We start from the raw sequence: 24217 nt of genomic DNA, 5'->3' as shown, positions 1-24217 counted from the left end.
TTGAATTTTAATTTTTACTATAAACCCAATATTCATCACATTCTTTTTGAAATATATTAGTTCTTGCTTTAACTATTCCATTTTTAGGTTCACTAACTATTAAGTCGCCATTATTTTTATAATTGTCATTATTTTTATTACAATCTACAACATTAAAATAGTTATATCCATCTATAGTTTCTATACCATTTAAAACTATATAATGTCCTTCTTTAGTAAAGTTTCCAGGCTTCATTATAGCTATTGCCAGATGATTTCCATCGCTTAATAGCCTTTTAACCTTACTTATTTCTGTAGCAGAATATTTTTCTACATTTAATTTATACTTCTCTTCCTTTAATACATCTGTAAAGAATTCTCTCTTTGTACCATTTTCACAATATCCATTTTCTAAAGAATAATTAACCATTTCTATTGGTGTTATATTAGAATTATTTAATGTAGCTTGTACAATAGCTATTGAAACTGCACCACAACCATACTCCCCTACATTTTTTTCTTTAGTTGGATATTGAATATCACTCCATTTAGTATCCTTTTGATCATAATAGTTTATTGTGTCTTTATATTTACCATTTAACAATATATTGTAATCAATAGATATATCTCTTATATCATCATAGTTTTCTTTTAATTGATTTTTCATATATATAGCCTTATTATTTAAACTAGTATAGCTTTCATAATAATAGTTTTCTAATGTATTTAGCTTATCTACATATTTATTGTCATTAGTTTTGCCATAAGCTTTAATTAAATAATCTTGATACCTTATATAAGCTTCTTTATAATACTTTTCTTTTTCTAAAACTAATTCCATATATTTTTCTGTATTATCAGCATCTCCTAGCTTCTCATATATATAAGAAATATTCCATAATATCCTTGGATCATCCTTATTTATTTTTTCACAAGTTTTTAGTAAATCTAAAGACTCTAATAAATTATTTTCATTTTTATCCTCATCATATAAATTTTTATATAATTGAGCTTCATTATAATAACCTCTATAATCTAGCTGGAAAGAAATTTTATTTGCAACATTAAAACAATTTTCTGCAAAGGAATTTAAATTATACTTCATTGCCTTTTCTCCTAAAAGTAATGTTCCTTCATACAATAATAAAAATGTTGCTAAAGCTATAACTGGAATATAGGCAATTCTTCTATTTATAATTTCTTTATTATCTTTATTAATTAAAGCTATTACTAACACCCATAATATTATTAAAGTGCTATAGGAAAAATCAAAATCCATTAAAGAATGAATAAATATTGATATGTATAATAAAATAAAATAATTTCTGTTGTTTTCATTTGATTTAAATAACTTTATAATCCCATAAATAAATATAATTAAAATTAATAAACCTCCAATAATACCTATATCATAGCTAGTTTGTAAAACTGAATTATGTACATACTTTACATCATAAAAAGCAGATGCATTATCATAAAGCTTATATTGAAAAGTATTTATTCCATGTCCTAAAGGATTATTAAATATACTTTTTATACTATCTTCAAAAAATACTAGCCTTTCTTGAAAGCTACCATTATTTAATGATATATTCCTAAGTCTTTCAAAGGTATTACTTGAGCTAAAGAACATAGCTATAGCCCCTAGTATAATTCCAATATAATATAAATACTTTCTCCATTTTTCATTCTTTATATAGTTATAAATAATTATATATATAGGAATTATAATTAAAGAAAATAGTCCAATATTTGAATAAATTAAATATTGAATTACCCCTAAAATAAAAGGTTCTAAAGAATATACAATCTCTTTTTTATTTTTCTTATATTCATATAAAAGTAAATATAAATAATAAGCAATTAATAATATAATAGTAGTTCTAGAGCCAGTATAAAAAATTCCTAACACAAATATACTATCAATAATATCTGATAGTTTGTCCTCTTCTCTTAACTTATTGATATATATCCCTATTAATAATAACAAGGCATAGCTATTAGCATAACCAATATTTCCATTTATTCTAATATCTAAATAAAATCCTTGTGTTATTATAGAAATAACACTTAATATGACTATAGATAAAACCATATATTTTAAAAGCTTGTCTTTATTTTTATCTTTAAAAATATTTTTCCAAGTTAAATAATATAAATTTACATTTATATAAATATAAAGTCCTGAAAGACTTTCAATATTTCTAGATATAATTATTTGAGTTATAAAGGCAGTAATAGATAATATACTAATTAAATAAAAGTATTTATCTATTTTTATTTTTTTCTTAGATTTTATAAGATAAATACAAGCTAAAATAGCTAAAATTAAATTACTCAGATTTTCTCCTAATATTCCATAAGGTATTATCAAAGGTAAAATAGCTATTACTATTTCTAAATTCATATGTCCTCCAGTATTATGTATTTTGTTGATAATTAGTATGTAAAAAGAGGAATAGTTAGCACCACTCCTCTTTATATATTATACTGTCTTTCTCTTTCTTCTAACTGTTAAAGTAACACCAGCTGCTAATAATAATAATCCTATAAGAGCTATTACAGTACTTGATACAACAGCTCCTGTCTTTGGTAATGTTTGTGTGTTTGAAGATCCATTATTAGCTAATTCAGCTAAAGATTTTTCTCCAATTACATATTTAGAGAAGTGTGAAGTTTTAAAAGTTATTTCATTTCCATTAACTGTTGTTTCAACTTCTTCGAATTTCTTAGTTTCTTCATTATAGTAGAAAACTGAAAGGTTATTTCTATCTAACCCTTTTAAATCTTCATCAGTTACATTTATTTTTATTTCTGCAACACCATTAGCAAAATTATGAATATTAACAGATCCATTTTCTTTATTTATAGTTAAAGTAAAGTCATATACCTTATTTACAGCATTAAATCCTTTAACTATTTCAGAATCAACAATAGTATTTAAATTTACAGTTACACTTGTTGCTCCATCTAAAAGACTCTTATCTATTAATGAAAAAGGTAAATTCATATTTACTGTATTATTAATATTTAAAGCTATAGAACCATTTCCATTCTTAATTGAATTAATATCATTAAAAGTAACTTCTACGCTTTTAGCTGAATCATCTAATTGTAAGTTTATTTTATTTTCACCATTAGGATTAACAGTAGCTACTTCAACTTTGGCTTGTCCATTTTCTATAGGCTTAATAGTTACATTATCGCTTCCTGAATTGTTATTTCCGCCATTTCCACTTCCTTGGTTGTTGTTTCCCTGATTATTATCTCCTTGATTGTTGTTATTACCTTCATTTGGATTTCCTGTATTATCCTTAGAGCTGATCATAATTGATCCCATAGGAGATGCAATTATTATATTATTTTCATCATAAACATATAATTGCATAAACTGATCAGCAATTTTTGTAGCATCTAATTCATAAACTGTAATCATTTGTCCATTTTCTATTTTGTTTACATTTACCTTATCAGGACTACCATTTAAAAACCATAAATTATTATTTTTGTCTACAACTACATTATTATAACCATCGAGTAAATTGTATACATTTTTTACATGATATTCATTATTTTCTTTCTTGAATTCATATAAATGTTGTTCAGGGAAAGTACTACCTTTCATATAGGTTAAGTCATTAATTGTAGCTTCTATTTTATTAGATAAATATGCATATTCGTCTAGTACAATTCTCTCCTTATTTACAGTACCATCAATTGATATAGTTATATAATCATAACTATTAAAATCATCATCTGATGATAAAATTTTAAATTCCTTAGACTTTCCATCATAATCTGAATTTAAATAAATATCTCTATTTATAATATCCATATCTTTTATTATGATTCCTCTATATGCTTCATGCGAAGCTAGTTCTGGTTTTTCTACACTACACTCAAACTCTATTCCTTCTAACACTTTACCGTCTTGCTCAATTTTAATATTACGAACATCTACAAATACTATTTCTTTTCTATTTTTATCATCTAATTTATAATTTTTATTATATTTTTTGTTTACCTTATCTAGTACGCTTAGCTTAAGATCCATATCATCTGTATAATTAGAGCTCCAAGAATAGTCACCATTATTGCTAGTAACTTTATCAACTTCCTTTAATTCATTTGTTTTAAAATCATATTCAAATTTAACTCTATTTTCAGCTACATTATAAACTGAAAATGCAGCCTTTCCTTCTTCTGACTTTTCTTCAATTGACCAAGCAGTCTCCCCATCTATAGCTACTAATTCTTTTATTACTTTCTCTTGACCCTTATCAAATAATGATATTCTAATAGCACTTTTATTATCTTCGGTTTTTATCCCGTAAGTAACTAATGCTTTATCACCATATTGTGCAGCAGTTCTTAAATATAAATCATTTTCAATAATGTTTATATTTTGATTTTCTGCAGCTTTAGCTACCACCCCTATTAAATTTGTTGGAATTAATGTTGTTACCATTATGTAAGTTATAATACTGGCAACAAGTGTTTTAAATTTTTTCACGTCAATATCCTCCTCTTATAACCCCCAAGGTATTTTACCATTATTTTCTTCATTTCTCAATAATTATATGTAATTTTAAATTGTTTTTAAAATTTCTTTAATTTTTATATTAAATATTACTTTTATATATATTATTTTACATAATGTTAGTTATATAGTTATTATTTTACAAAGAGTTACTTATAAAAATAGGCTGTATCAAAGAAACTTTTGATACAGCCTATTTGTTAATGCTATTTACTTTTAATTGTCGCTCTGTTAGGTATTTTTGTTGATATGATAGTTGCATAATTACATATGAGCAAGTTTTTAGAATCTCATTAATCTAATGCTTTTTATTAAATCTAATTATTTTCTATCCATGGAATAATAACCTGAGCAAAAGCTACATTATCTATTAAGTATCTATTTTGATAATATGGATCTGAATTAGGTGTTATAGGTAATGAACTAAGGATAAAAGCTTCTTCAAAGCCTGCTTCCTTTGCAATATTAGTTATTTCATCTGAAGTTTCTCCAAAAGGATATGCTATAGCTTTAACTTCTAATTGTAAGTTATTTTCTATTACTTCTTTGCTTTTTATTATATCTTCTTTAAACTCTGTATATTTAGTCTCCTCTAAGAAAACTGCTTTATCATCTTCTAAATAATGCATATCATAAGAATGAGAACCAAAGGATGCTAGTCCACTATCTTTCATTTCTCTTAAATCATCCCAAGTTGCCATTTGTAAGTTATTAAAATCATTATTTCCTACTTGTCCAGCTATAACAAATAAAGTAAATGGAATATTCATTTCTTTTAAAATTGGAAATGCATTTTCATACACGCTTTTATCCACATCATCAAAAGAAATCCATACACACTTTTCCGGGAAATTCCCTTCTTCTCTAAACTTAATCATTTCATCTAATGTTGCAAAATATGCACCTTGTTCTTTTAACATAGTCATTTGCTTTTTAAACTCATCTTCATATACATTATATTTAGATAATTCTTTAGAATTAGTTATAGCTTCTATGCTTTTAAACCATATTTTAGGCTTCTTCACTCTATGATAATTTAATGCAACACAAATATTTTCTGAATTTATTTCTTTCAAAGTTTCATCTTCTTTAGAATCTAAAATAATCATTTGATAACATTTAAAAGCTACTAATAATATTACTAACCCTATTAAAATAATCTTATTTCTTTTTTTCAAATTTCTTACCTCGTTCTAATTCTTTTATTGGATTCTCTTCAAAAATTAGAACTCCATGTTCTTGTAGCTTATTGAAGTTTTTCTCAGATATTAAATTTAAACTGAGCATTTCCTCTTTTGTTGTATTTTTAGGATATACTCTTCTATTTAACTTTCCGAATTTTTTTTTGTTATATGTTCTCCAAATAATCAATATTAAAAAGCTCATAACTAGTAATAAAAATACAATTATTAAAAACATATTAATATCATTATTTGTCATTTTTAAAGCTTCCTTTACAGCAGATATGTATTTATCATTTTCATTAAACACAGCACTTATAAAAAAATAAAAAACTACAATAGAGTAAATCCACATAACTAATGTTACTATTATAGTTAATAATTTTTTAAAAGGATTTTGTTTCGATTTAATTATAAAATTATTCATTAAATATTACTTCTATGCCCCCTATCTGGCGAGGTCCACACAGCATAGCCTCCCCTTATTCTCGACTTTATTGCTTTCGGTGTTGCAGCAATTACAACAAAAGTATTTATCATCCAATAAATAGCTGGATACCACGCTGCCCAAATATAGTATCTTGCCACTTTATCATATCTTGAGTCATTTATTATGGATATTATTAATTGGACATGGCTTAACATTACTAATGCAAAAGAATTAAATGCAAACCACATCATAATTTCTTGAAAATCTTTAGCTTTTAATATGTAAATAACAGTAATAATTAACCACATAAATGCCCATATAATACTAAGAATTTGCTCAATATATATTGGCCAAAGTCTCCTCTGTCTCCAATCTTTAAATATATCCCAATGTCTAAGGACTACTTCTTGTCCACCTTGAGACCATCTAACTCTTTGTTTCCATATTCCCTTTAAAGTCTCAGGAACTAACATCCAGCATAAAGCCCTTGGTTCGTATCTTATATCCCAAAATCTTTTTTGCAGTTTCCATGAAATAGCTATATCTTCTGTAATCATATCTCTATCCCACATTCCTACATCCATTAATGCCTTTTTTCTAAAAGCTACAATGACACCTGATACCGTCATAACCTTTCCTAGTATTCTTTGAGTTCTTTTAATAGATCCAATAATAGAAGAATATTCAACAATTTGCATACGAGATAATAAAGTATCTCTGTTTCTTATTCTTGGATTTCCTGTAACAGCACCTACTCTTTCACCTTTATTAATAAAATGGTTAATTAAATAGTAAGGGGCACTGTCTTCTATTAAAGCATCAGAATCTATACATAATAAATATTCTGATGTTGAAGCAAAAGCACCAATATGCAAAGCATTTGCCTTACCCTTATTTTGCACCGAATGGATAACTTTTAACTTTTCTTCATTTTTAGCTATATCCTTTAAAATTTCTATTGTACCATCTGTGCTTCCATCATTGATAGCAATAATCTCATAATCAGGATATGATAAACTTAATAGATTTTCTATTGTTTCTCTTATAGTTTCTTCTTCATTAAAACATGGTACTAAAATGCTAATTTTAGGCCATGATATTTCTTCTATATTTAACTCAATATGTTTTTCTCTATAAAATGAAAATATTACTGCTCCAGAAATCCAAAACAGAGACATTATTAACGGATACCAAAAAACAAATGCTCCTAGTATAGATAAATTATTATAAATAAAATCTATCATTATCCACAACCCTTCTAAAAAATAATATTAATAAAACATTCATACTAAAGTACTAATGTAGATATTTGAATAATTATATCATATTTTTTTATTCATTCATTTACAATAGTATCTATTTACATATTGTTCATATTATTTCTTATTCCAGATATATTACCTAAATTCAGTTGGAGTACAATTTGTATATTTCTTAAATACATTAATAAAATACCTATAATCCTTAAAGCCGACCTCTGATGCAATATTATATATTTTTTCATCACCTTCCTTCATTAATATTATTGCTTTATTTATCCTATACCTATTTAAATAGTCATTAAAGGTATATGTTGTTTCCTTTTTGAATTCATTATTTAAAAAGGTTGAACTTGCACATAGTATTTCAACTAAATCTTGAATGCTTATTTTTTCTTTATAATTTTCATTAACATAATCTATCATCTTCAAAACATATTTAGATGTTTTCTTTTTATCCTTTATTAAATTTGGTTTTAAACATGAAAATTCATCTATATCTTTATATTCTTCCTTTATAATCTTAGCTTGTTTTCTAAGCTCTACTTGTTCCTTAGCTTTTTCTAAAGCTATTTTTAATTGTTCTTTATCTACAGGCTTTAAAAGATATTCTGCTACATCTAGATGAACAGCCTTTTTAGCTAAAGAAAATTCTGCATAGCCTGAAAGTATTATTGCACTAAATATATATTTATCTACTGATTTTTCAAGCATCTCTATTCCAGTCATTATAGGCATATTTACATCTACTATAACTATATCTGGCTTTAAGCTTTCTATTTTTTCTAACCCTTCTATCCCATTTGCTGCTTCTCCTACTACTATTAAATCTTGCTCTTCCCATTCATAAGTATAAATTAACCCTTTTCTTATCATTTCTTCATCTTCTATAATTAAAACCTTATACATAGTTATTCCTCCGTTCATTGTTCATACTTTTATCTTCAAAGTATTCTTACTATAAATTCATAATTCATAGGGTAATTCTATTTTTATACTAGTGCCTTCCCCCAAAATACTAGAAATTTCAAAGCTTTTATTTTCTCCATAAAATAGCTCAAGCCTTCTATATAAATTATGTAATCCTATATGATTAGAATTATTTTCAACCTTTGATATTATTTCTTGAACCTCTTTTAATGTTTCTTCATTTATTCCTGATCCATTATCTTTCACTTCTATTATTAGTTTATCTTCCTTATTTTCACATATAATATCTATCTTTAGGCTGTCCTTTGTTATATAACCATATTTTATTGAGTTTTCTACTAAAGTTTGTATTAATAACTTTGGCACTAAAGCCTCTTTTGCTTTATCAGTTATAAAAAAATTATAATTAAGCATGTCCTTAAACCTAAATTTATTTAACTCTAAAAAATCTTCTATATAACAAATATCCTTATCTAAAGTTACTCTATCAGCCTCATAATTTATGCTATACCTTAATAAACTTGCTAGCTTTATTATTATCTTTTCTGTATCCTTTGGTGCTATATATATTGAATACCTTAATGTTTCTAGTATATTAAATATAAAATGAGGATTAAATTGTGATTGCAGTAGCTTCATTTCACTTTGATATTTTAATTTAGATAGCTCTTTATTTTTTATCATTAAAGAATTTAATGTATCTAACATAGAATTATATTCATCCCCAAGGACTTCAAACTCATCCCCAGTTTTTATGTTGACATAATGGGAAGTATCCCCAGTTTTCAACTTATTAACTGCACAAATAAGCTTGTCTATTGACTTGGTATTTTCTTTTGACATCCTATTTGCTAAATGATTTAATAAAAACCAAAATAGAAATCCTACTATCATTAAAAAGGCTCCATAAACAATAAATAATGTATTTTTTATTTCCAAGGAATTTAAAGTGTAAATATTAAAATTAGACTTAGGTAAAGTTGTTTTCTTCATATAATAACTACCTGATTCTAAAGCATCTACATTTTCTATTTTATTTCCTTTTGCAACTTGTGGATTAAACTTATTTACAAGTCCTTTAACTGAATTGTTCGTAGTTACAATAACTCTATTTCTTTTGTCTGTAAAAACTGCAAGCTCATTATTTTTTACAAATAGCATTTCTTCTAACGGTGACTTAAATACCATTAAAAGAGCATAACCAATTATTTCGTTGTTATCCTTTACAGCTTTAGCAAAAGTAATAGCTGTACTGTCATTTTGATACTTAATAAAATTCTCTTCCACATAAGTCTCATCTGGTTTTTCTTTTAGCTTAGGTATAATATTTCTATGTATATATCCTTCTGCATCAAAATTAGAATCTGAATATGCTGTAGATATTATAAAGTTTCCACTTGCATCTACTACCTCAAATACACCCTTTACATCTTGATCTTTGTTAAATTTATAAAACTCATCAAAAATAAGATTTCCATCTTCTTTAGTTTTAATATAATTTACTAAATTACTAGAAGATGATAAATTATCGATTTCATTATAATAATTCTCATATAACTTACTAATGTTCTCATTTATAATTTTATTTGCTTGAGTTGTATTGATAATAATATTTATCTTTAGCATTACAACTACAAATATTGAAAATAATACTAAGGCTATAACTATAGACATTAATGAATACCTTAAAAACATGTATCTTATTGAATCTTCAAAATTTCTTACCTTTTTAGCTCCTTTTACCATATTATATTTCTCCTTCGTAAATCTGTTTTCTATTTTACACTATATTTATTTATTTTGACATTTATTTATGAAAACCTTTTTATTAAAATAAAATTGTTACAAATTTTAATTTTAAGGGGGATTTTATGATGAAAAAAATTATTGCTCTTTTAACTGCTACTGTAATAACAGTTGGTTCTTTTGTAGGTTGTAGTGGTGGAAAGGACTCAGCACAAACCAAAGACGGATCTAAAAAGCTTGTTGTTTACTCACCTAATAGTGAAGATATAGTTAACACTATAGTACCTTTATTCGAAGATGAAACTGGTATAACAGTTGAACTAGTAAGTGCTGGAACAGGCGAATTATTTAAACGTCTACAATCAGAAAAGGATAATTCTTATGCTGACGTAATATTTGGTGGTTCAATGGCTCAATATGTTCAAAACCCTGATCTTTTTGAACCATATGTTGCTAAATATAATGATGATCTAGTTGAAGGTCATAGAAATGTTAATGGTTATGTAACTACTTACGGTTCTGATGGAAGCGTACTATTAGTTAATAAAAATCTAATTGGTAATATAAAAATAAAAGGTTATAAAGATTTATTAAACCCTGAGCTTAAAGGTAAAATAGCTGCTTCAGATCCTGCAACTTCAAGTTCTTCCTTTGCTCAATTAACTAACATATTACTTGCAATGGGTGGTGATTACACATCTGATGCTGGTTGGAATTATGTTAAATCTTTAGTTGCTAATTTAGATGGTAAAGTGGCTAATGGTTCAGGTGCTGTTCACAAAAGTGTTGCTGATGGTGAATTTGTTGTTGGTTTAACTTATGAAGATCCATCTGTAAGCTATGTTAAAAATGGTGGAAACGTTGAAGTTGTTTACCCTGAAGAAGGTGCAGTTTTCCTAGATCCTGGTTCTGCAATAATTAAGGGTGCTAAAAATATGGACAACGCTAAGTTATTTATGGACTTTTTAACTTCAAAGAAAGCTCAAGATGCTTTTGGTACTCAATTAACTATAAGACCTTTAAGAAAAGATGCTGAGCTTGCTGATTATATGAAACCATTAAAAGATATTAAATTATTAGAAGAAGATAGAAATTATGTATTTGAACATAAGAAAGAAATTGCTGAAAAATATACTGAAATATTTACAAATACTAAAAATTAATATTAAATAAATTATTTATAGGAGGAATATTCGAAAATGAGTAGATGTATTACATGTGAAAATATAATAAAAAAATATGGTGAAAACATAATTATTCCTAATCTAAATCTTGAAATTAAAAATGGTGAATTTTTCACACTACTAGGCCCTTCTGGTTGTGGAAAAACAACATTGTTAAGAATGATTATGGGATTTAATAGCATAGAAGGTGGCACTATAAAATTCAATGACACTATCGTTAACAATGTTCCTCCATCTAAAAGAAATATAGGAATGGTTTTTCAAAACTATGCTATTTTCCCACACTTAACTGTTAAAGAAAATATAGCTTTTGGACTTGAAAATAGAAAAGTTCCTAAGGATGAAATAGCTAAAAAAGTTGATGAAATAATTGATATTGTAAAAATTAGTGATTATAAAGATAGACTTCCTGAGGCTTTATCAGGAGGTCAACAGCAAAGAGTTGCCTTAGCTCGTGCTATAGTTATTCATCCAGATGTTCTTTTAATGGATGAACCCCTTTCAAACCTAGATGCAAAATTACGTGTAGATATGCGTAACGCAATTAAAGAAATTCAAAACCAAATTGGTATTACAACTGTTTACGTAACTCACGACCAAGAAGAAGCTATGGCTGTCTCAGATAGAATTGCTGTTATGAACTCTGGAGTTATTCAACAAATTGGAACTCCACAAGAAATTTATCAAAGACCTAGCAATTTATTCGTTGCTTCATTTATTGGAAGCACAAATATAATGAAAAGAAATATTTCTTTAAATAATGGAAAAGTTACTCTTTCATTATCTAAGAATTACAACATCGAAATGGATAATTTATCTAAAAACTTATTAAATAATAATGAAAAGTTAGATGTTACCGTCTCTATAAGACCTGAAGAATTTGTAATTTCTAATGAAAATGAAGGAATTAAAGCTACTATTTTATCTAGCATTTTCTTAGGAATAAACACTCACTATTTCGTTGAAATAAAAGATACAAATGAAACCTGTGAAATAATCCAAGAATCAACTATTAATAATATATTAAAACCTGGAACTGAGATTAATCTTACTGTTAAAAAAGAAAAGATTAATGTATTTAGTAATAAAGGTGATGAAAACTATACTAAAAAATATTCTGTTGCAGCTACTGCTTCAAATTAATTGATAAGTGAGTAGGTGATTTTATGAAATTAAATAAAGCAAATAAAAATTTAGATATTTGGACATCTTTAACAGGTTTAATCTTTATATTTTATGTAATATTTTTGATTTTCCCTCTATTTTCATTACTTGCAAAAAGTTTTGTTGATGGAAATACACATGGATTTTCATTAGGATATTTTCAAAAGTTCTTTAGTAAACCTTATTACTACAGTGCGTTATTTAACAGTTTAAAGGTTACAATTAGCGTTACATTCTTATGTGTACTAGTTGCTACCCCTCTTGCTTATATAATGACTACTGTAAAAATTAAAGGTAAGGGACTTATTCAAATATTAATTCTTATATCATCAATGCAAGCTCCTTTTATAGGTGCTTATTCATGGATATTATTACTTGGAAGAAATGGTGCATTAACAAACTTTCTAAAAAACACACTTCATCTTCCTACTCCTGATATATATGGATTTGCTGGAATACTTTTAGTTTTAACCCTTCAGCTTACTCCACTTGTATATATGTATGTATCAGGTGCATTAAAGAAGGTGGACAACTCACTTCTAGAAGCAGCTGAAAGTATGGGCTGTACTGGAATTAAAAAAATGCTAAAGGTTCTTATGCCTTTAATTATGCCAACAATTTTAGCTGGGGCACTACTTGTATTTATGAGAGCTTTAGCTGATTTTGGTACTCCAATGCTTATAGGTGAAGGTTATCAAACAGTTCCTGTTTTAATCTTTAACGAATTTATAAGTGAAATGGGTGGCGATGATGGCTTTGCAGCTGCCATAAGTGTTATAGTAATTGTTTTTGCAACAGCAGTATTTTTAATGCAAAAATATATATCAAATAAAAAGTCATTTACTATGAGTGCCCTTAGACCAATAAAAGCTAAAAAAGTAACTGGAATTAGCAATATATTATCACATGCTTACGTTTATATATTCACTTTATTAGCTTTATTACCTCAAATAACAGTTATATATACTTCCTTCCTAAATACATCTGGTAGATTATTTAAAGAAGGCTATTCATTAAATAGTTATAAAAATGCCTTTACTAAAGTTGGTGGCTCAATAAAAAATACTTTTTCACTAGCTATAATAGCATTAATAATTATAATTATATTAGCTGTAATAATAGCATACGTAACTATTAGAAGGCGTAACGTTATGACAAACTTATTAGATATTATTACAATGTTCCCTTATATAGTTCCTGGTTCAATTTTAGGTATTTCATTATTAGTTGCCTTTAACAAAAAACCATTACTTTTAAGTGGAACGGCCTTTATAATGATACTGGCCTTTGCAATTAGAAGACTGCCATACACTATAAGATCTAGTGCAGCTATAATACATCAAATTGGTACAAATACAGAAGAAGCAGCTATAAGCCTTGGTGCCTCTAACGTAAAAACCTTTAGTAAAATTACACTACCACTTATGTTACCTGGTGTAATTTCCGGGGCAATCCTTAGTTGGATTACAATTATAACTGAACTTAGTACATCAATTATTCTTTATACTGCAAAGACTAAAACAATGACAATAGCCATATATACTGAAGTTATTAGAGGAAATTATGGTGTTGCAGCAGCCCTTGCAACTATACTACTGATAGTTACCGTTATATCCCTATTAATCTTCTTTAAAGTATCAGGACAAAAAGAAGTTACTATGTAACCTCCATTAATTAGTCCTCATGTGGCTTATAGTGGACTTACTATAAATCCTAAAAGGACCTAACGAAACGTTAGGTCCTTTTAGATATTTTTTATCGTGTTAAAATAATATTTCTTAAATAATTACCTATATAATTCAATATCATATGCATGATATTCGTATCAATATTTGTATTTGTTCCTTTATAAACAATTGATATATCACTATTTTGTTCTATGCTTCTAAATTTTATGTTTCCAATATACGCCGTTTTGGCCCCTTTGCTCTTTGCTTTTTTAATTAATCTTTCATTATGATTATCTTGTTGTCGATTATATTGCAAGCAAATTACAAGTGAATCAGGTCCTACCTTATCTAGTTCAGAAACTTGATAATTAGGATCTAAAAAAGCACTTGTCCTTTTACCCATAAAAATCAATTCTCTTTGTAGACGCCATACTTCTGAAGTAAGTTGAATCCCAATAAATATAACCTCTCTACTATCTTTAATCATAGATACTAAAGACTCAATGCTATTTTGATCTAACACACTCATGACCTCTGTTATTTCATCACATAAAATTTGTCCATACTCAATAGGGGTAATATTTTTTTCATTTACTCCCGGAAAATATTTACCATCATAATAATAATTTTCCTCAGACATACTCATATAATTTCTAAAGTCTGAAAAATTACTATAATACATTTGTCTTATGAATCTATTTAATGTTGAAACTGAAATATGTAGAGAATCTGCACAAGATTGTAAATTTGACATATCAAGATTATTATAATTTTCTAAAATAGATTTAGAAACCTCAAAATATATATCCCCTTGATCATAGGTATTATAACAATCTATTATAGCTCCTAACTCTAGCATAAAATCATCCCCTTAAAATCCTTTAGTAGCCTCTATTATGATAACACAATTTATGCCTTAAATGAAGTTTTATGCCATTAAAGAGTGGACATATGTAAATTTACTTATTCCGTCGCTTTCGCTCCAAGTCAACGTAAACTTACATATGTCCACTTACAAACTGAAGGTAATAAAAGCATCATATAATCACATTTTCACAACTTTAAACTTCTATACTTTCCTGTAGATTTAAAAACAGGTCATCTCTAGCTTGGCTAGAGATGACCCGTATCTCTTAATAATTATTAATTCTATTAAAAGCTAATTACTCTTCACATATCTTGCAGCATTAATTCCTGCTATTCTACCTGATGTATATGCAAATCCTAAAGTTGCACCTTCAAAATCAACATATGCTTTACCATACATTCCACCTGCATCAGCTCCTGCTGCATATAATCCATCTATAGGCATTCCTTTTTTATCAACTACTTCTATATTTTCATTTATACGAATTCCACCTAAAGTACCTAAGTTTCTCGCTGAGAACTTAACAGCATAATATGGTGCTTTATCTACTGATATTAATCTAGATGTATTTGAGAAGAATAACTCATCTTTACCATTTTTTATTGAATCATTATATTGCTTAGCTGATGAAACAAATGTTTTTTCATCTACACCCATTTCCTTAGCAAGACCTTCTAATGTATCTGATTTAAATACAACACCAGTACCTACTGCTTTGTCTAAAAGTGCTGCATAATCAACCGGAGTATGTTCTTCTTCTAAAAACATAGCAGTATCATTTGGCTCATTAAACTCCATAAAAGATTGTGGATTATCTTTCCACTTACCAAATTGTTCTTCAATTGCAGCTGTACCTGAAGCCTTAACTTTATCTAGCATATTAGAATCAATTATTACATATTCTTTTTGCTCTGGTTGCATGCTAATTTCTGCACCATGAATTGAATATAATGTTGCTTTTGTTTCATCTGAGAAACGCTTTCCTAAGGTATTTACTCTTAAGTTAGGGTACTTGCTAAGGTTTGGTAATATATATGAAGCATCACCTAAAGCTTCTGCAAGCTTAGCATTTTCTTCATCAGTGAACTTTTCCCAGAAATATTGTGCTACTTCTTCTCCATATTTATCAGCACCTGTATCCCAAGCCATCTTTATTCCATCACCATTATTTTGAGCAATTTCACCTTTAGTGTAACTATCACCAATATATTCCTTTAACATTTCATCGTTTCCACCAAAACCACCTGTTGCTATTATTACAGCTTTAGCATTAACATTTAAAGTTGATCCATCTGGTTTAGTAGCCTTAACTCCAGTAACTTTTCCATTAGAATCCTTAATTAATTCATTTGCTGGTGTACTAAACCTAACATCTCCACCTTTAGATTTATAAGAATCTATTAGTTTTGTAACTGCAACTGTTCCACCTTCATTATATCCATGTAGAGTAGCAGGTTTTCCTATATGTTCATATCCTCCACCTGTTCCAGCATCTACAAGATTTAACTCACAGCCATTTTCTTCTAACCAGTCTACAGTAGCACCTGATTCATCAATTATTTTACGAACTAATAATGAGTTCATAAATCCATCAGAAGATTTAAGATATTCATTATATAACCATTCCTTGTTTACAGTAGCATTTTTTTCTTTTTGCTCTTTTGAATCAGCAGCGAACATACCACCAGCAAGAGTTGATGCTCCCATAGGATTTGCTGTTTTTTCAAGTAATAAAACCTTCGCACCTTTTTCAACAGCTGCAAGTGCTGCAGATGTTCCTGCTCCACCAGCACCTATTACAACTATATCAGTACTAACCTCTTCAACTTCTTTTGATGCTGTATTTTTAACTTGTTTTAATTTTTTTACATCTCCATTAGCTTGTACAACACAATCTTCAACAGCTTTTAGTATAGCCTCACTCATTAGAGTTGCACCTGAAATAGCGTCAACACCTATACTTTGCTGTGAAATAATTTTTTCAGGTAATTGTTCTATAGCTGCATCAGCAATGCCTTCTGTTTCTGAATGACTAACTACCTTAGCACTTTTAATTTCTGTATTTGTAAACTCTACTTCAACTGTAACAGGACCATTTTTACCATCGGCAGTTCCTGTATATACTCCTGGTGTAAATTTAACACCTGATTTACCTGAACACCCAACACTAGCAAATAAAAGGGTCATTACAGCAAATAGAGACAAAAACTTCATAAGATATTTTTTCATATTTCCCTCTCCTTCAACTTTATCCTACGTCTCATAGTATAACATGGATAAATTATTAACAAAGTTTCAGAATCAGATTTATTTTTTCTATTCTAGACGTTTACATATATATAAATAATCATTCTTATATCTTTCACATCTAAAAAAGTATGGAACCTTACAAGTAGTTTTTAGTAACCTTGCTATAATTATAAAAGGGGGTCGCGTTTCGCGACCCCCTTTTAGATCCTTAGTAAATATAACCTTATTTAACTTTATCCCCATTAAATATTAATGAACTTGTTTTACTTTGTGAATTAAAGTGTAACTTTAATTGTTTCTTTAGTAACTACCTGTGCAGCAAATTTTTCAGCAATATCTCCTGCTTCTGTTTTTATAAGCTTTTTAGCTATAACAGAATCCATAAGTGCTGAAATATCTGCGTCTTGAACATCTTGCTTAACATCTCTAACTATTAAGTTAAGCTTCTTTCCTGAAACATCTTTAAATGCCATAGTGGCAGTTCTTTGAATCATTCCCCTTCCCCCTTTCTTTATTATTTGTAATAACCCCTATTAATCTACTATCCTCTAGTTATTACAAAGGTTTGCTCTTTTTTGATTGTACCAATATTAAAATCTAAAAGTTTTTCTATACCATCAGATAATAATACTAGCTCCTCATCTGTTGCAGTAGCTGATATGTTTTTAAAGCTTTGTTCCTTAAAAACATCCTTCCCCTTAGCATTAACACCTACTTGGTATCTTACTGCTAAATTGTTTCCTACTAATACTGAACTTGCTGCCATGTTTATCACCTCCTCATTAATCTATATATGCAGAGATGAGAGGTTTTTAAAAAATTATTTTATATTATTAGTCATAACTATCCTATTTCTTTCTAATGTACAAAAAAGAACAGCAGATGGTTCAGCTTGATACTATCTGCTGTTCTAAAATTGATACCTCTAATGTGTAGTACTATTCAACTATACTTTTAACATATTCTAGCTCTTCTAAATTATCTATCTCAAAAATGCTATTTTCTTTAATCTTCTCTATATTTACATTTAATTTATAAATATTATTTTTCACGATATCATCCCAATACAAATTACTAAATTCACCACTATCAATCATATATTCAAGTTCTTTTCCTATAATTTTAGTATCATCCTTACACCAATAAGACACTCCTGAAAGTATATATCCTTCACCACTCTCAACTTTTATTCCTTTTACTCTCAAATCCTCATCAAAATAAAGTTTCCATTCATCCTTAAATCCCTTTTTATACGCTGTAAAATATAATGAACTTTGAGGATTTTCTATTATAAAATTTTCTACTATATAGACATCTGCATCAATTACATAAGAATCCTCTAAATAGTCCTTAACCAAGTACATTGTATAAATATTATTATAAACATCATATTTATCGTTATATACTAAACTTACTCCATACTTTTCCTTAAGATATTCAAACTTCTCTGATAAATATCCTGTAACTACTATTATCTCATTAATTCCCTTTTCCTTTAAAAACTCCACTTGTCTTTCTAATAATGGTTTTCCGTTTACCTCAATCAATGACTTTGGTGTTTCTAAAGTTAGCGGTCTTAACCTTGTTCCCATTCCTGCTGCTAATAATATAGCTCTCATAACATAAACTCCTATTCCTTAATTATTTGTGTTTATTTTTTTATTAATTCTAAATATATCTAATATCTCTTGAATATCTCCAGCTGCCATTATAGAACCAATCATAATAAGTATACAGCAAATTATTGACTTGAAATCAATTGAATTTCCTAATAAAATTATTCCAAATAATATTGACCATGCTGAATAGGTTATATTTAATGACATTGCCTTAGTAGCTCCTATTTTATGTATCCCTTTGTAATAGAATACATATGATGCAGTTCCAGCTAATGCTGTTAATATTATTACCCCTGTTGCACTAGTAGGTAAAACACTTACTGTAAAATTTATGCCTTTAACAATTGGTATAATTAAAAATCCATATGCTATAGCTGATGTTAATTGTCTTACTTGTAAAGACTGCTCCGGTGTAATTTCTTCTTCTTTCATCCCATAAGCACATACTACAGCTTCTGATGCCCATCCAATAACACAAATTATGGCAAAGGTAAATCCTAAATATAAATTAGAGACATTTCCTCCTGGGGTATATCCTAAAATAATTATTCCTAAAATACTAATAAATAGCCCTATAATGGATATAGGTTTCATTTTTTCTTTTAAAAATATATAAGAAAGTAATGCCCCAAAGGCTGGATATAAAGATGATATTATAGCTGTGTAAGCTGATCCTATATACTTAATTGATAGCAAGTATCCTGTCATCCCTATTGGTCCACCCAGAAGAGCTCCTAATACTATAAATCTCCCACTCTTAGTTGTTGCAGCAATTAAAGTTTTTTTCAGTTGTTTCTTAAAGCTCATATACAGTACCATCCATATAGATGAACATGTATCATGCAAAAATGTACTTACAAATGGAGCTAAAAATATAGCTTGTTCCGTTGATACAAAAGGCGTCATTGCTAAAGCAATTCCAAGCAAAACCGTATCTAATCCCCATAATATTCCAGACAATAATCCATATAACATATATCTACTCCATACTACTCAATATTATTTCCAAATTACTTTTTGCTCTATTATATCTATCTATTCCATAAGTTCCAAAATCATCGCCTTTTGCCTCTTTTATATTCGTCCAAGTACTCCATAAGAAGTCTTGATAAATTTTATTTATTAGAATTCTCTTTTTATATTTTTCTTCAACATCACCATTGAAGTATATATTTAAAAATAACTCTTCTTCATCTTGAGAGAGTCCATTTTCTAAGCAATATGCAGCTAAATCCCACATAGGATCATTCATCCCACCATATTCCCAATCTATAAGATAAATATTATCATCACCACTTTTTATAAAATTTTCTGCAACAGTGTCATTGTGACAAGGCGTTAATTCTATATCTGACTCATTCATTATTGTTTTTAAGTATAATACCTTATCCTTTACTTTATAATAATCTTCAAAATTACTTCCATTCACTTTAATTAAAAGCTGTTCATATTTTTCTATTTTATTATATATATCAAAGCTATTATCCATCTCCAATTTAGAAGCATGTAATTTTCTCAGTATATCTACTACCATTTTCATTGAACTTTGTTTTTTAGCTGCTTCTGGAGTTAATGTTTCAGCATCTTTTATAAACTTAGATATCTTAACACCTGTTTTTTCATTAAAATAAACAAGTTCTGCATCTACCCCTATTTTATTGGCATACACAGCATTCTTAATCTCATCTGCTCTACTTATCATTTCCTCTGTCCCATTACCTGGAATTCTTAATACATATAATTCATCATCAATACGTAGTCTGTAATTTTTATTAGTCATTCCCCCTATAGGAGATATCTCTTGAATTCTATCTATATTAATATACATACACTCACAAACTACTTGTCGTAAATTTTCTAATAAAATAGAACTCTCTTTTTTTTCTATCTTATTTAATAATTTTGATGTTATATAATTATAGTGATCTACTGTATCTATTTCATGCCACAACAAATTATCTATTTTTACATACCCCAATGAATAAGTCTTAGAAACATCTAACATCATATATTCATAATTCATATATGGATTTTTATTATTTTTATACAATTCCATCATCTTATTATAGAATTCATATGATATTTTACTTATTCCTATCATCTCTCCATCAATTTTATTTAATTGAGCTATATCCTTAGATATTTTATATACTTTATTTTCTCTTATTTCTACAAAGCCTTCATCTCCAGAACCACTTTCTGCAGTTATTAATATACAATCTCTTAATTTATGATTAATAATCTCTTTTATCCCACTTTCTTCAATTACTATGTCACCTTCTATAAGTAAGAAGTCATCCTCTATATACTCATTAACTTTGGAAAGAGAAGCCATAGTACCTGTCCACTTATAATCTAGATTTTCAACAATAGTTACACTATTTCCTAACTGTTCTTTAATTAAATCAGATTTATAGCCAGTTACTACTATAATGTCATTAATTCCATTTCTTTGTAGTATTTCAATCATTCTTTCAATTAAAGTAATTTCTTTTATCTTTAACATTGAAACAGGAATATCAAAACTTTTATTTCTTCCTGCTGATAGTATTATAGCCTTATTAATAGTTTTAATATCATTTCTATGAAGCTTTAATTGAATATTATGATTAACTTTTAATTCTTTTTCTAAGTATTCTAAACCTTTGGTGTCAATAAAATACCTATGTTCTCTTCCATTAATCTCTTTTGTAATAAGGTTATTAAAATCCAAATCTTCCATCAACGAATTTACTTTTCCTAATGAAATTTCACATTTCATACTTAATGCTCTTTGATTAATTCCTGGATTTTCATTTATTTCTTTTAATAGTTTAAATATACTCTTCATAAACCCTCCTTTGTTCATTTATTGAACATTAATATTTTACTATAAACACTTTCTACATTCAAGAATAAATTTGTTAGTAATCTATATTTTTCACAATTTTCTATATTAATACATACGTATTTTATTCTTGAATCAGCTTAAATTAATAAATATTAAATTTATAAATCTCTTGAATATCCCTATTATTATCCATATCCTCGTTAATATCAAAACTAAAAAGCTTCCTTAAAATAGATAACCTACTTTAAGAAAGCCTTTATTTTAATATTAGTCTCTGTTAGAGTAAAATGTCTAACAGATCCTTATATTAATAATTAAACTGCTAATTTATCTAAAGTTCCACTTTAATTGTTTCTTTAGTAACTACTTGAGCTGCTGTCTTTTCAGCTAAATTACCAGCTTCTGCTTTTATAAAATTTCTTCCTATAACGGAATCCATAAGTGCTGAAATATCTGCATCTTGAACATCTTTTTTATATCATTAACTATTAAGTTAAGATTTTTTTCCTGAGACATCTTTGAATGACATTGTTGCAGTTCTTTGAATCATAATCACCCCAAGTCTCCATAAAATTACTCTCCACTCTTAGAGTTACTAAAAGAAAGTAAAAAGTAAGGGTGTCACGAAACGCGACCCCCTTTAAATATATTCAATACTTGGTTTATATTTGGAAAATAATTATATTCTAGAGAAAATTATTGGGTAACCCCTCCTGTTTCCCCTTTGGTCCAAAATTCTGGAAACTAAAGTGTAACTTTAGTCGTTTCTTTAGTAACTACCTGTGCAGCAAATTTTTCAGCAATATCTCCTGCTTCTGTTTTTATAAGCTTTTTAGCTATAACAGAATCCATAAGTGTTGAAATATCTGCATCTTGAACATCTTGCTTAACATCTCTAACTATTAAGTTAAGCTTCTTTCCTGAAACATCTTTAAATGCCATAGTAGCAGTTCTTTGAATCATTCCCCTTCCCCCTTTCTTTATTATTTGCAATAACTACTATTAACCTACTATCCTCTAGTTATTACAAAAGTTTGCTCTTTTTTAATTGTACCAATATTAAAATCTAAAAGCTTTTCTATGCCATCAGATAATAATACTAGCTCCTCATCTGTTGCAGTAGCTGATATGTTTTTAAAGCTTTGTTCCTTAAAAACATCCTTCCCCTTAGCATTAACACCAACTTGGTATCTTACTGCTAAATTGTTTCCTACTAATACTGAACTTGCTGCCATGTTTATCACCTCCTCATTAATCTATATATGCAGACATGATAGGTTTTTAAAAAATTAATAAAAAGATTTTAATTACTATTAATTTTCCTATTATCAATTTGAAATAAGTTAATCAAATGAGCACATCTGATATTTACGCCCACCCTAAAAGCTGCTTTTCCAAAATGTCATAATCATAATCTCTTCCTATAAAATTATTAAATCTTAATTTCTTATGGAATCTATAATCTTCATAGTCTTTATTCTTTTGCTCTTCTTTAATAATATTTTGATTTAAATATATTTCAAACTTATCTCCAAATAAAGTTTGTGGATTTAAATATTGCTCAAACTTATTATTTTTCCAAGTCTTCACCTTTTTATCAATAACAGTCTTAAAATCATCAATATCATAACCTTCCTTGAGCTTATTGCTAATTAACATAATAGTAGCTCTGTTATTTTCTTTATAATTAGTTCCAACCTTTGAATTTAAATATACAATTATTTTTTTAACTTCTTCTATATATTTATATATATTAGTATCTATAGTAGATGAATTATTTAATAGATTAGTCTTTGATGAACATTTTGATGTACACCTCTTATCATTTTCTGTAGATAGCCCTTTATCATTTTTATAGATAACCTCATCATCACAAGGCTTTTCCTTTTCTAATTTATAAACAGTATCATCATTTTTAAAGACACCATTAGCATTATTTTGCAAATTATTATCATCAAAAAGCTCATAAAATCTTTTACCAAGCTTAAAGTAAGAAAAAGTTCCTCCTTCTTTCTTAGTATAATGATCTAATATCTCTAAATCTCTTAGCTTTAACATCCTAGCCATAATTGATCTCTTTTCTAATCCTAAATAAGGCATTTCCTTTGCAAAACTTTGATAACTAACCCAATAATACTTTTCACCTTCAATAACTTCATAATTCATCCTTCCACTATCTCTAAAATCATCAAAATATCTAAGTATAGCTAAATCCTTAACATCTAAATCAAACTTCATAATCTTTTTAACTGAAAACCCTAAAAATGAATATTGCATAAATCCTATCCCCTTTAAAATAATTATTTTATCCTTCAACTAATAAATACCTGATGTTTTAACTTTTTGAGAAAAATATTTTTATATTATTTGTCACAACTATTCCAGTTCTCTCTAATATACAAAAAAGAACAGCAGATGTTTCAGTCTGATACTATCTGCTGTTCTGAAATATACACTTCTAATATTATTATATATCATAATAATTTCCATTTTTCTGGATCGCATTTTAAACATATATTTACAATACATGATTTATATGGTAATATATTAATTGACATATTTTCATA

20 protein-coding genes and 1 pseudogene are annotated in these 24217 nt (G+C 27.6%); 3 read left to right on the top strand and 18 right to left on the bottom strand.

Going from position 1 to position 24217, the window contains the following annotated elements; all coding sequences use genetic code 11:
- Positions 1 to 7 precede the first annotated feature (7 nt).
- The 7 genes from ACZJV1_RS03340 to ACZJV1_RS03310 all read right to left on the bottom strand — a co-directional run bounded on the left by ACZJV1_RS03340 (position 8) and on the right by ACZJV1_RS03310 (position 10065).
- Positions 8 to 2386, bottom strand: a complete 2379-nt coding sequence (locus ACZJV1_RS03340; RefSeq protein WP_463651427.1) for an O-antigen ligase family protein — start codon at positions 2384 to 2386, stop codon at positions 8 to 10.
- A 78-nt stretch (positions 2387 to 2464) separates the two neighbouring features.
- The gene (locus ACZJV1_RS03335) at positions 2465 to 4492 is read right to left on the bottom strand and encodes an LPXTG cell wall anchor domain-containing protein (protein WP_463651426.1); all 2028 of its coding nucleotides are present in this window, start codon (positions 4490 to 4492) and stop codon (positions 2465 to 2467) included.
- A gap of 344 nt (positions 4493 to 4836) precedes the next feature.
- Entirely contained in the window at positions 4837 to 5697 is an 861-nt protein-coding gene (locus tag ACZJV1_RS03330) for a polysaccharide deacetylase family protein (protein ID WP_463651425.1), read from the bottom strand.
- The gene (pgaD, locus tag ACZJV1_RS03325) at positions 5681 to 6127 is read right to left on the bottom strand and encodes a poly-beta-1,6-N-acetyl-D-glucosamine biosynthesis protein PgaD (RefSeq protein ID WP_463651424.1); all 447 of its coding nucleotides are present in this window, start codon (positions 6125 to 6127) and stop codon (positions 5681 to 5683) included. Before pgaD ends, ACZJV1_RS03330 begins: the two co-directional genes overlap by 17 nt.
- A complete protein-coding gene (pgaC, locus tag ACZJV1_RS03320; protein WP_463651423.1) occupies positions 6127 to 7374 on the bottom strand; it encodes a poly-beta-1,6-N-acetyl-D-glucosamine synthase in 1248 nt (415 codons plus the stop codon). Before pgaC ends, pgaD begins: the two co-directional genes overlap by 1 nt.
- Positions 7375 to 7527: 153 nt before the next feature.
- Entirely contained in the window at positions 7528 to 8298 is a 771-nt protein-coding gene (locus tag ACZJV1_RS03315) for a response regulator transcription factor (protein WP_463651422.1), read from the bottom strand.
- A gap of 57 nt (positions 8299 to 8355) precedes the next feature.
- On the bottom strand, positions 8356 to 10065 hold the full coding sequence (locus ACZJV1_RS03310; protein WP_463651421.1) for a sensor histidine kinase: 1710 nt from the start codon (positions 10063 to 10065) through the stop codon (positions 8356 to 8358).
- Positions 10066 to 10190: 125 nt separating this feature from the next.
- Here ACZJV1_RS03310 and ACZJV1_RS03305 point away from each other — a divergent pair, with 125 nt between their 5' ends.
- Genes ACZJV1_RS03305 through ACZJV1_RS03295 form a run of 3 tightly spaced genes read left to right on the top strand, consistent with a single transcriptional unit; the run spans position 10191 to position 14077 of the window.
- The gene (locus ACZJV1_RS03305) at positions 10191 to 11228 is read left to right on the top strand and encodes an ABC transporter substrate-binding protein (protein ID WP_463651420.1); all 1038 of its coding nucleotides are present in this window, start codon (positions 10191 to 10193) and stop codon (positions 11226 to 11228) included.
- A 36-nt stretch (positions 11229 to 11264) separates the two neighbouring features.
- A complete protein-coding gene (locus ACZJV1_RS03300) occupies positions 11265 to 12392 on the top strand; it encodes an ABC transporter ATP-binding protein (protein ID WP_463651419.1) in 1128 nt (375 codons plus the stop codon).
- Between the two features lie 23 nt (positions 12393 to 12415).
- On the top strand, positions 12416 to 14077 hold the full coding sequence (locus ACZJV1_RS03295; protein ID WP_460286142.1) for an ABC transporter permease: 1662 nt from the start codon (positions 12416 to 12418) through the stop codon (positions 14075 to 14077).
- A gap of 91 nt (positions 14078 to 14168) precedes the next feature.
- Here the strand turns inward: ACZJV1_RS03295 and ACZJV1_RS03290 are convergent, their stop codons facing one another.
- From ACZJV1_RS03290 to ACZJV1_RS03240, 11 genes and pseudogenes are all read right to left on the bottom strand, one after another.
- Entirely contained in the window at positions 14169 to 14942 is a 774-nt protein-coding gene (locus ACZJV1_RS03290; protein WP_463651418.1) for a MurR/RpiR family transcriptional regulator, read from the bottom strand.
- Positions 14943 to 15242: 300 nt separating this feature from the next.
- Positions 15243 to 17180: an FAD-dependent oxidoreductase gene (locus ACZJV1_RS03285; protein ID WP_463651417.1), complete on the bottom strand. Its 1938-nt coding sequence runs from the start codon at positions 17178 to 17180 to the stop codon at positions 15243 to 15245.
- Positions 17181 to 17476: 296 nt separating this feature from the next.
- A complete protein-coding gene (locus ACZJV1_RS03280) occupies positions 17477 to 17695 on the bottom strand; it encodes a DUF2922 domain-containing protein (RefSeq protein ID WP_460286139.1) in 219 nt (72 codons plus the stop codon).
- Between the two features lie 47 nt (positions 17696 to 17742).
- Positions 17743 to 17967 (bottom strand): DUF1659 domain-containing protein, encoded by a 225-nt coding sequence (locus ACZJV1_RS03275; RefSeq protein ID WP_411169824.1) that lies wholly within the window; start codon positions 17965 to 17967, stop codon positions 17743 to 17745.
- A gap of 172 nt (positions 17968 to 18139) precedes the next feature.
- Positions 18140 to 18820, bottom strand: a complete 681-nt coding sequence (locus tag ACZJV1_RS03270) for a sugar phosphate nucleotidyltransferase (RefSeq protein ID WP_463651416.1) — start codon at positions 18818 to 18820, stop codon at positions 18140 to 18142.
- An 18-nt stretch (positions 18821 to 18838) separates the two neighbouring features.
- Entirely contained in the window at positions 18839 to 19795 is a 957-nt protein-coding gene (locus tag ACZJV1_RS03265; protein WP_463651415.1) for a DMT family transporter, read from the bottom strand.
- Between the two features lie 4 nt (positions 19796 to 19799).
- Positions 19800 to 21650 (bottom strand): phosphotransferase, encoded by a 1851-nt coding sequence (locus ACZJV1_RS03260; protein ID WP_463651414.1) that lies wholly within the window; start codon positions 21648 to 21650, stop codon positions 19800 to 19802.
- Positions 21651 to 21981: 331 nt separating this feature from the next.
- Positions 21982 to 22113 (bottom strand): annotated as a pseudogene (locus tag ACZJV1_RS03255) (DUF2922 family protein); the annotation flags it as partial.
- A gap of 281 nt (positions 22114 to 22394) precedes the next feature.
- On the bottom strand, positions 22395 to 22613 hold the full coding sequence (locus ACZJV1_RS03250) for a DUF2922 domain-containing protein (RefSeq protein WP_463651413.1): 219 nt from the start codon (positions 22611 to 22613) through the stop codon (positions 22395 to 22397).
- Positions 22614 to 22660: 47 nt separating this feature from the next.
- Positions 22661 to 22885, bottom strand: a complete 225-nt coding sequence (locus ACZJV1_RS03245; protein ID WP_411169824.1) for a DUF1659 domain-containing protein — start codon at positions 22883 to 22885, stop codon at positions 22661 to 22663.
- 133 nt (positions 22886 to 23018) lie between these two features.
- Complete coding sequence (locus ACZJV1_RS03240; RefSeq protein WP_463651412.1) at positions 23019 to 23927, bottom strand: conserved phage C-terminal domain-containing protein; 909 nt, start codon at positions 23925 to 23927, stop codon at positions 23019 to 23021.
- Positions 23928 to 24217: the final 290 nt, after the last annotated feature.

This window comes from Clostridium sp. LS3 (genome assembly GCF_055330225.1).
The sequence above is the reverse complement of the archived record's forward strand: the minus strand, read 5'-3'. Positions and strand labels throughout refer to the sequence as shown.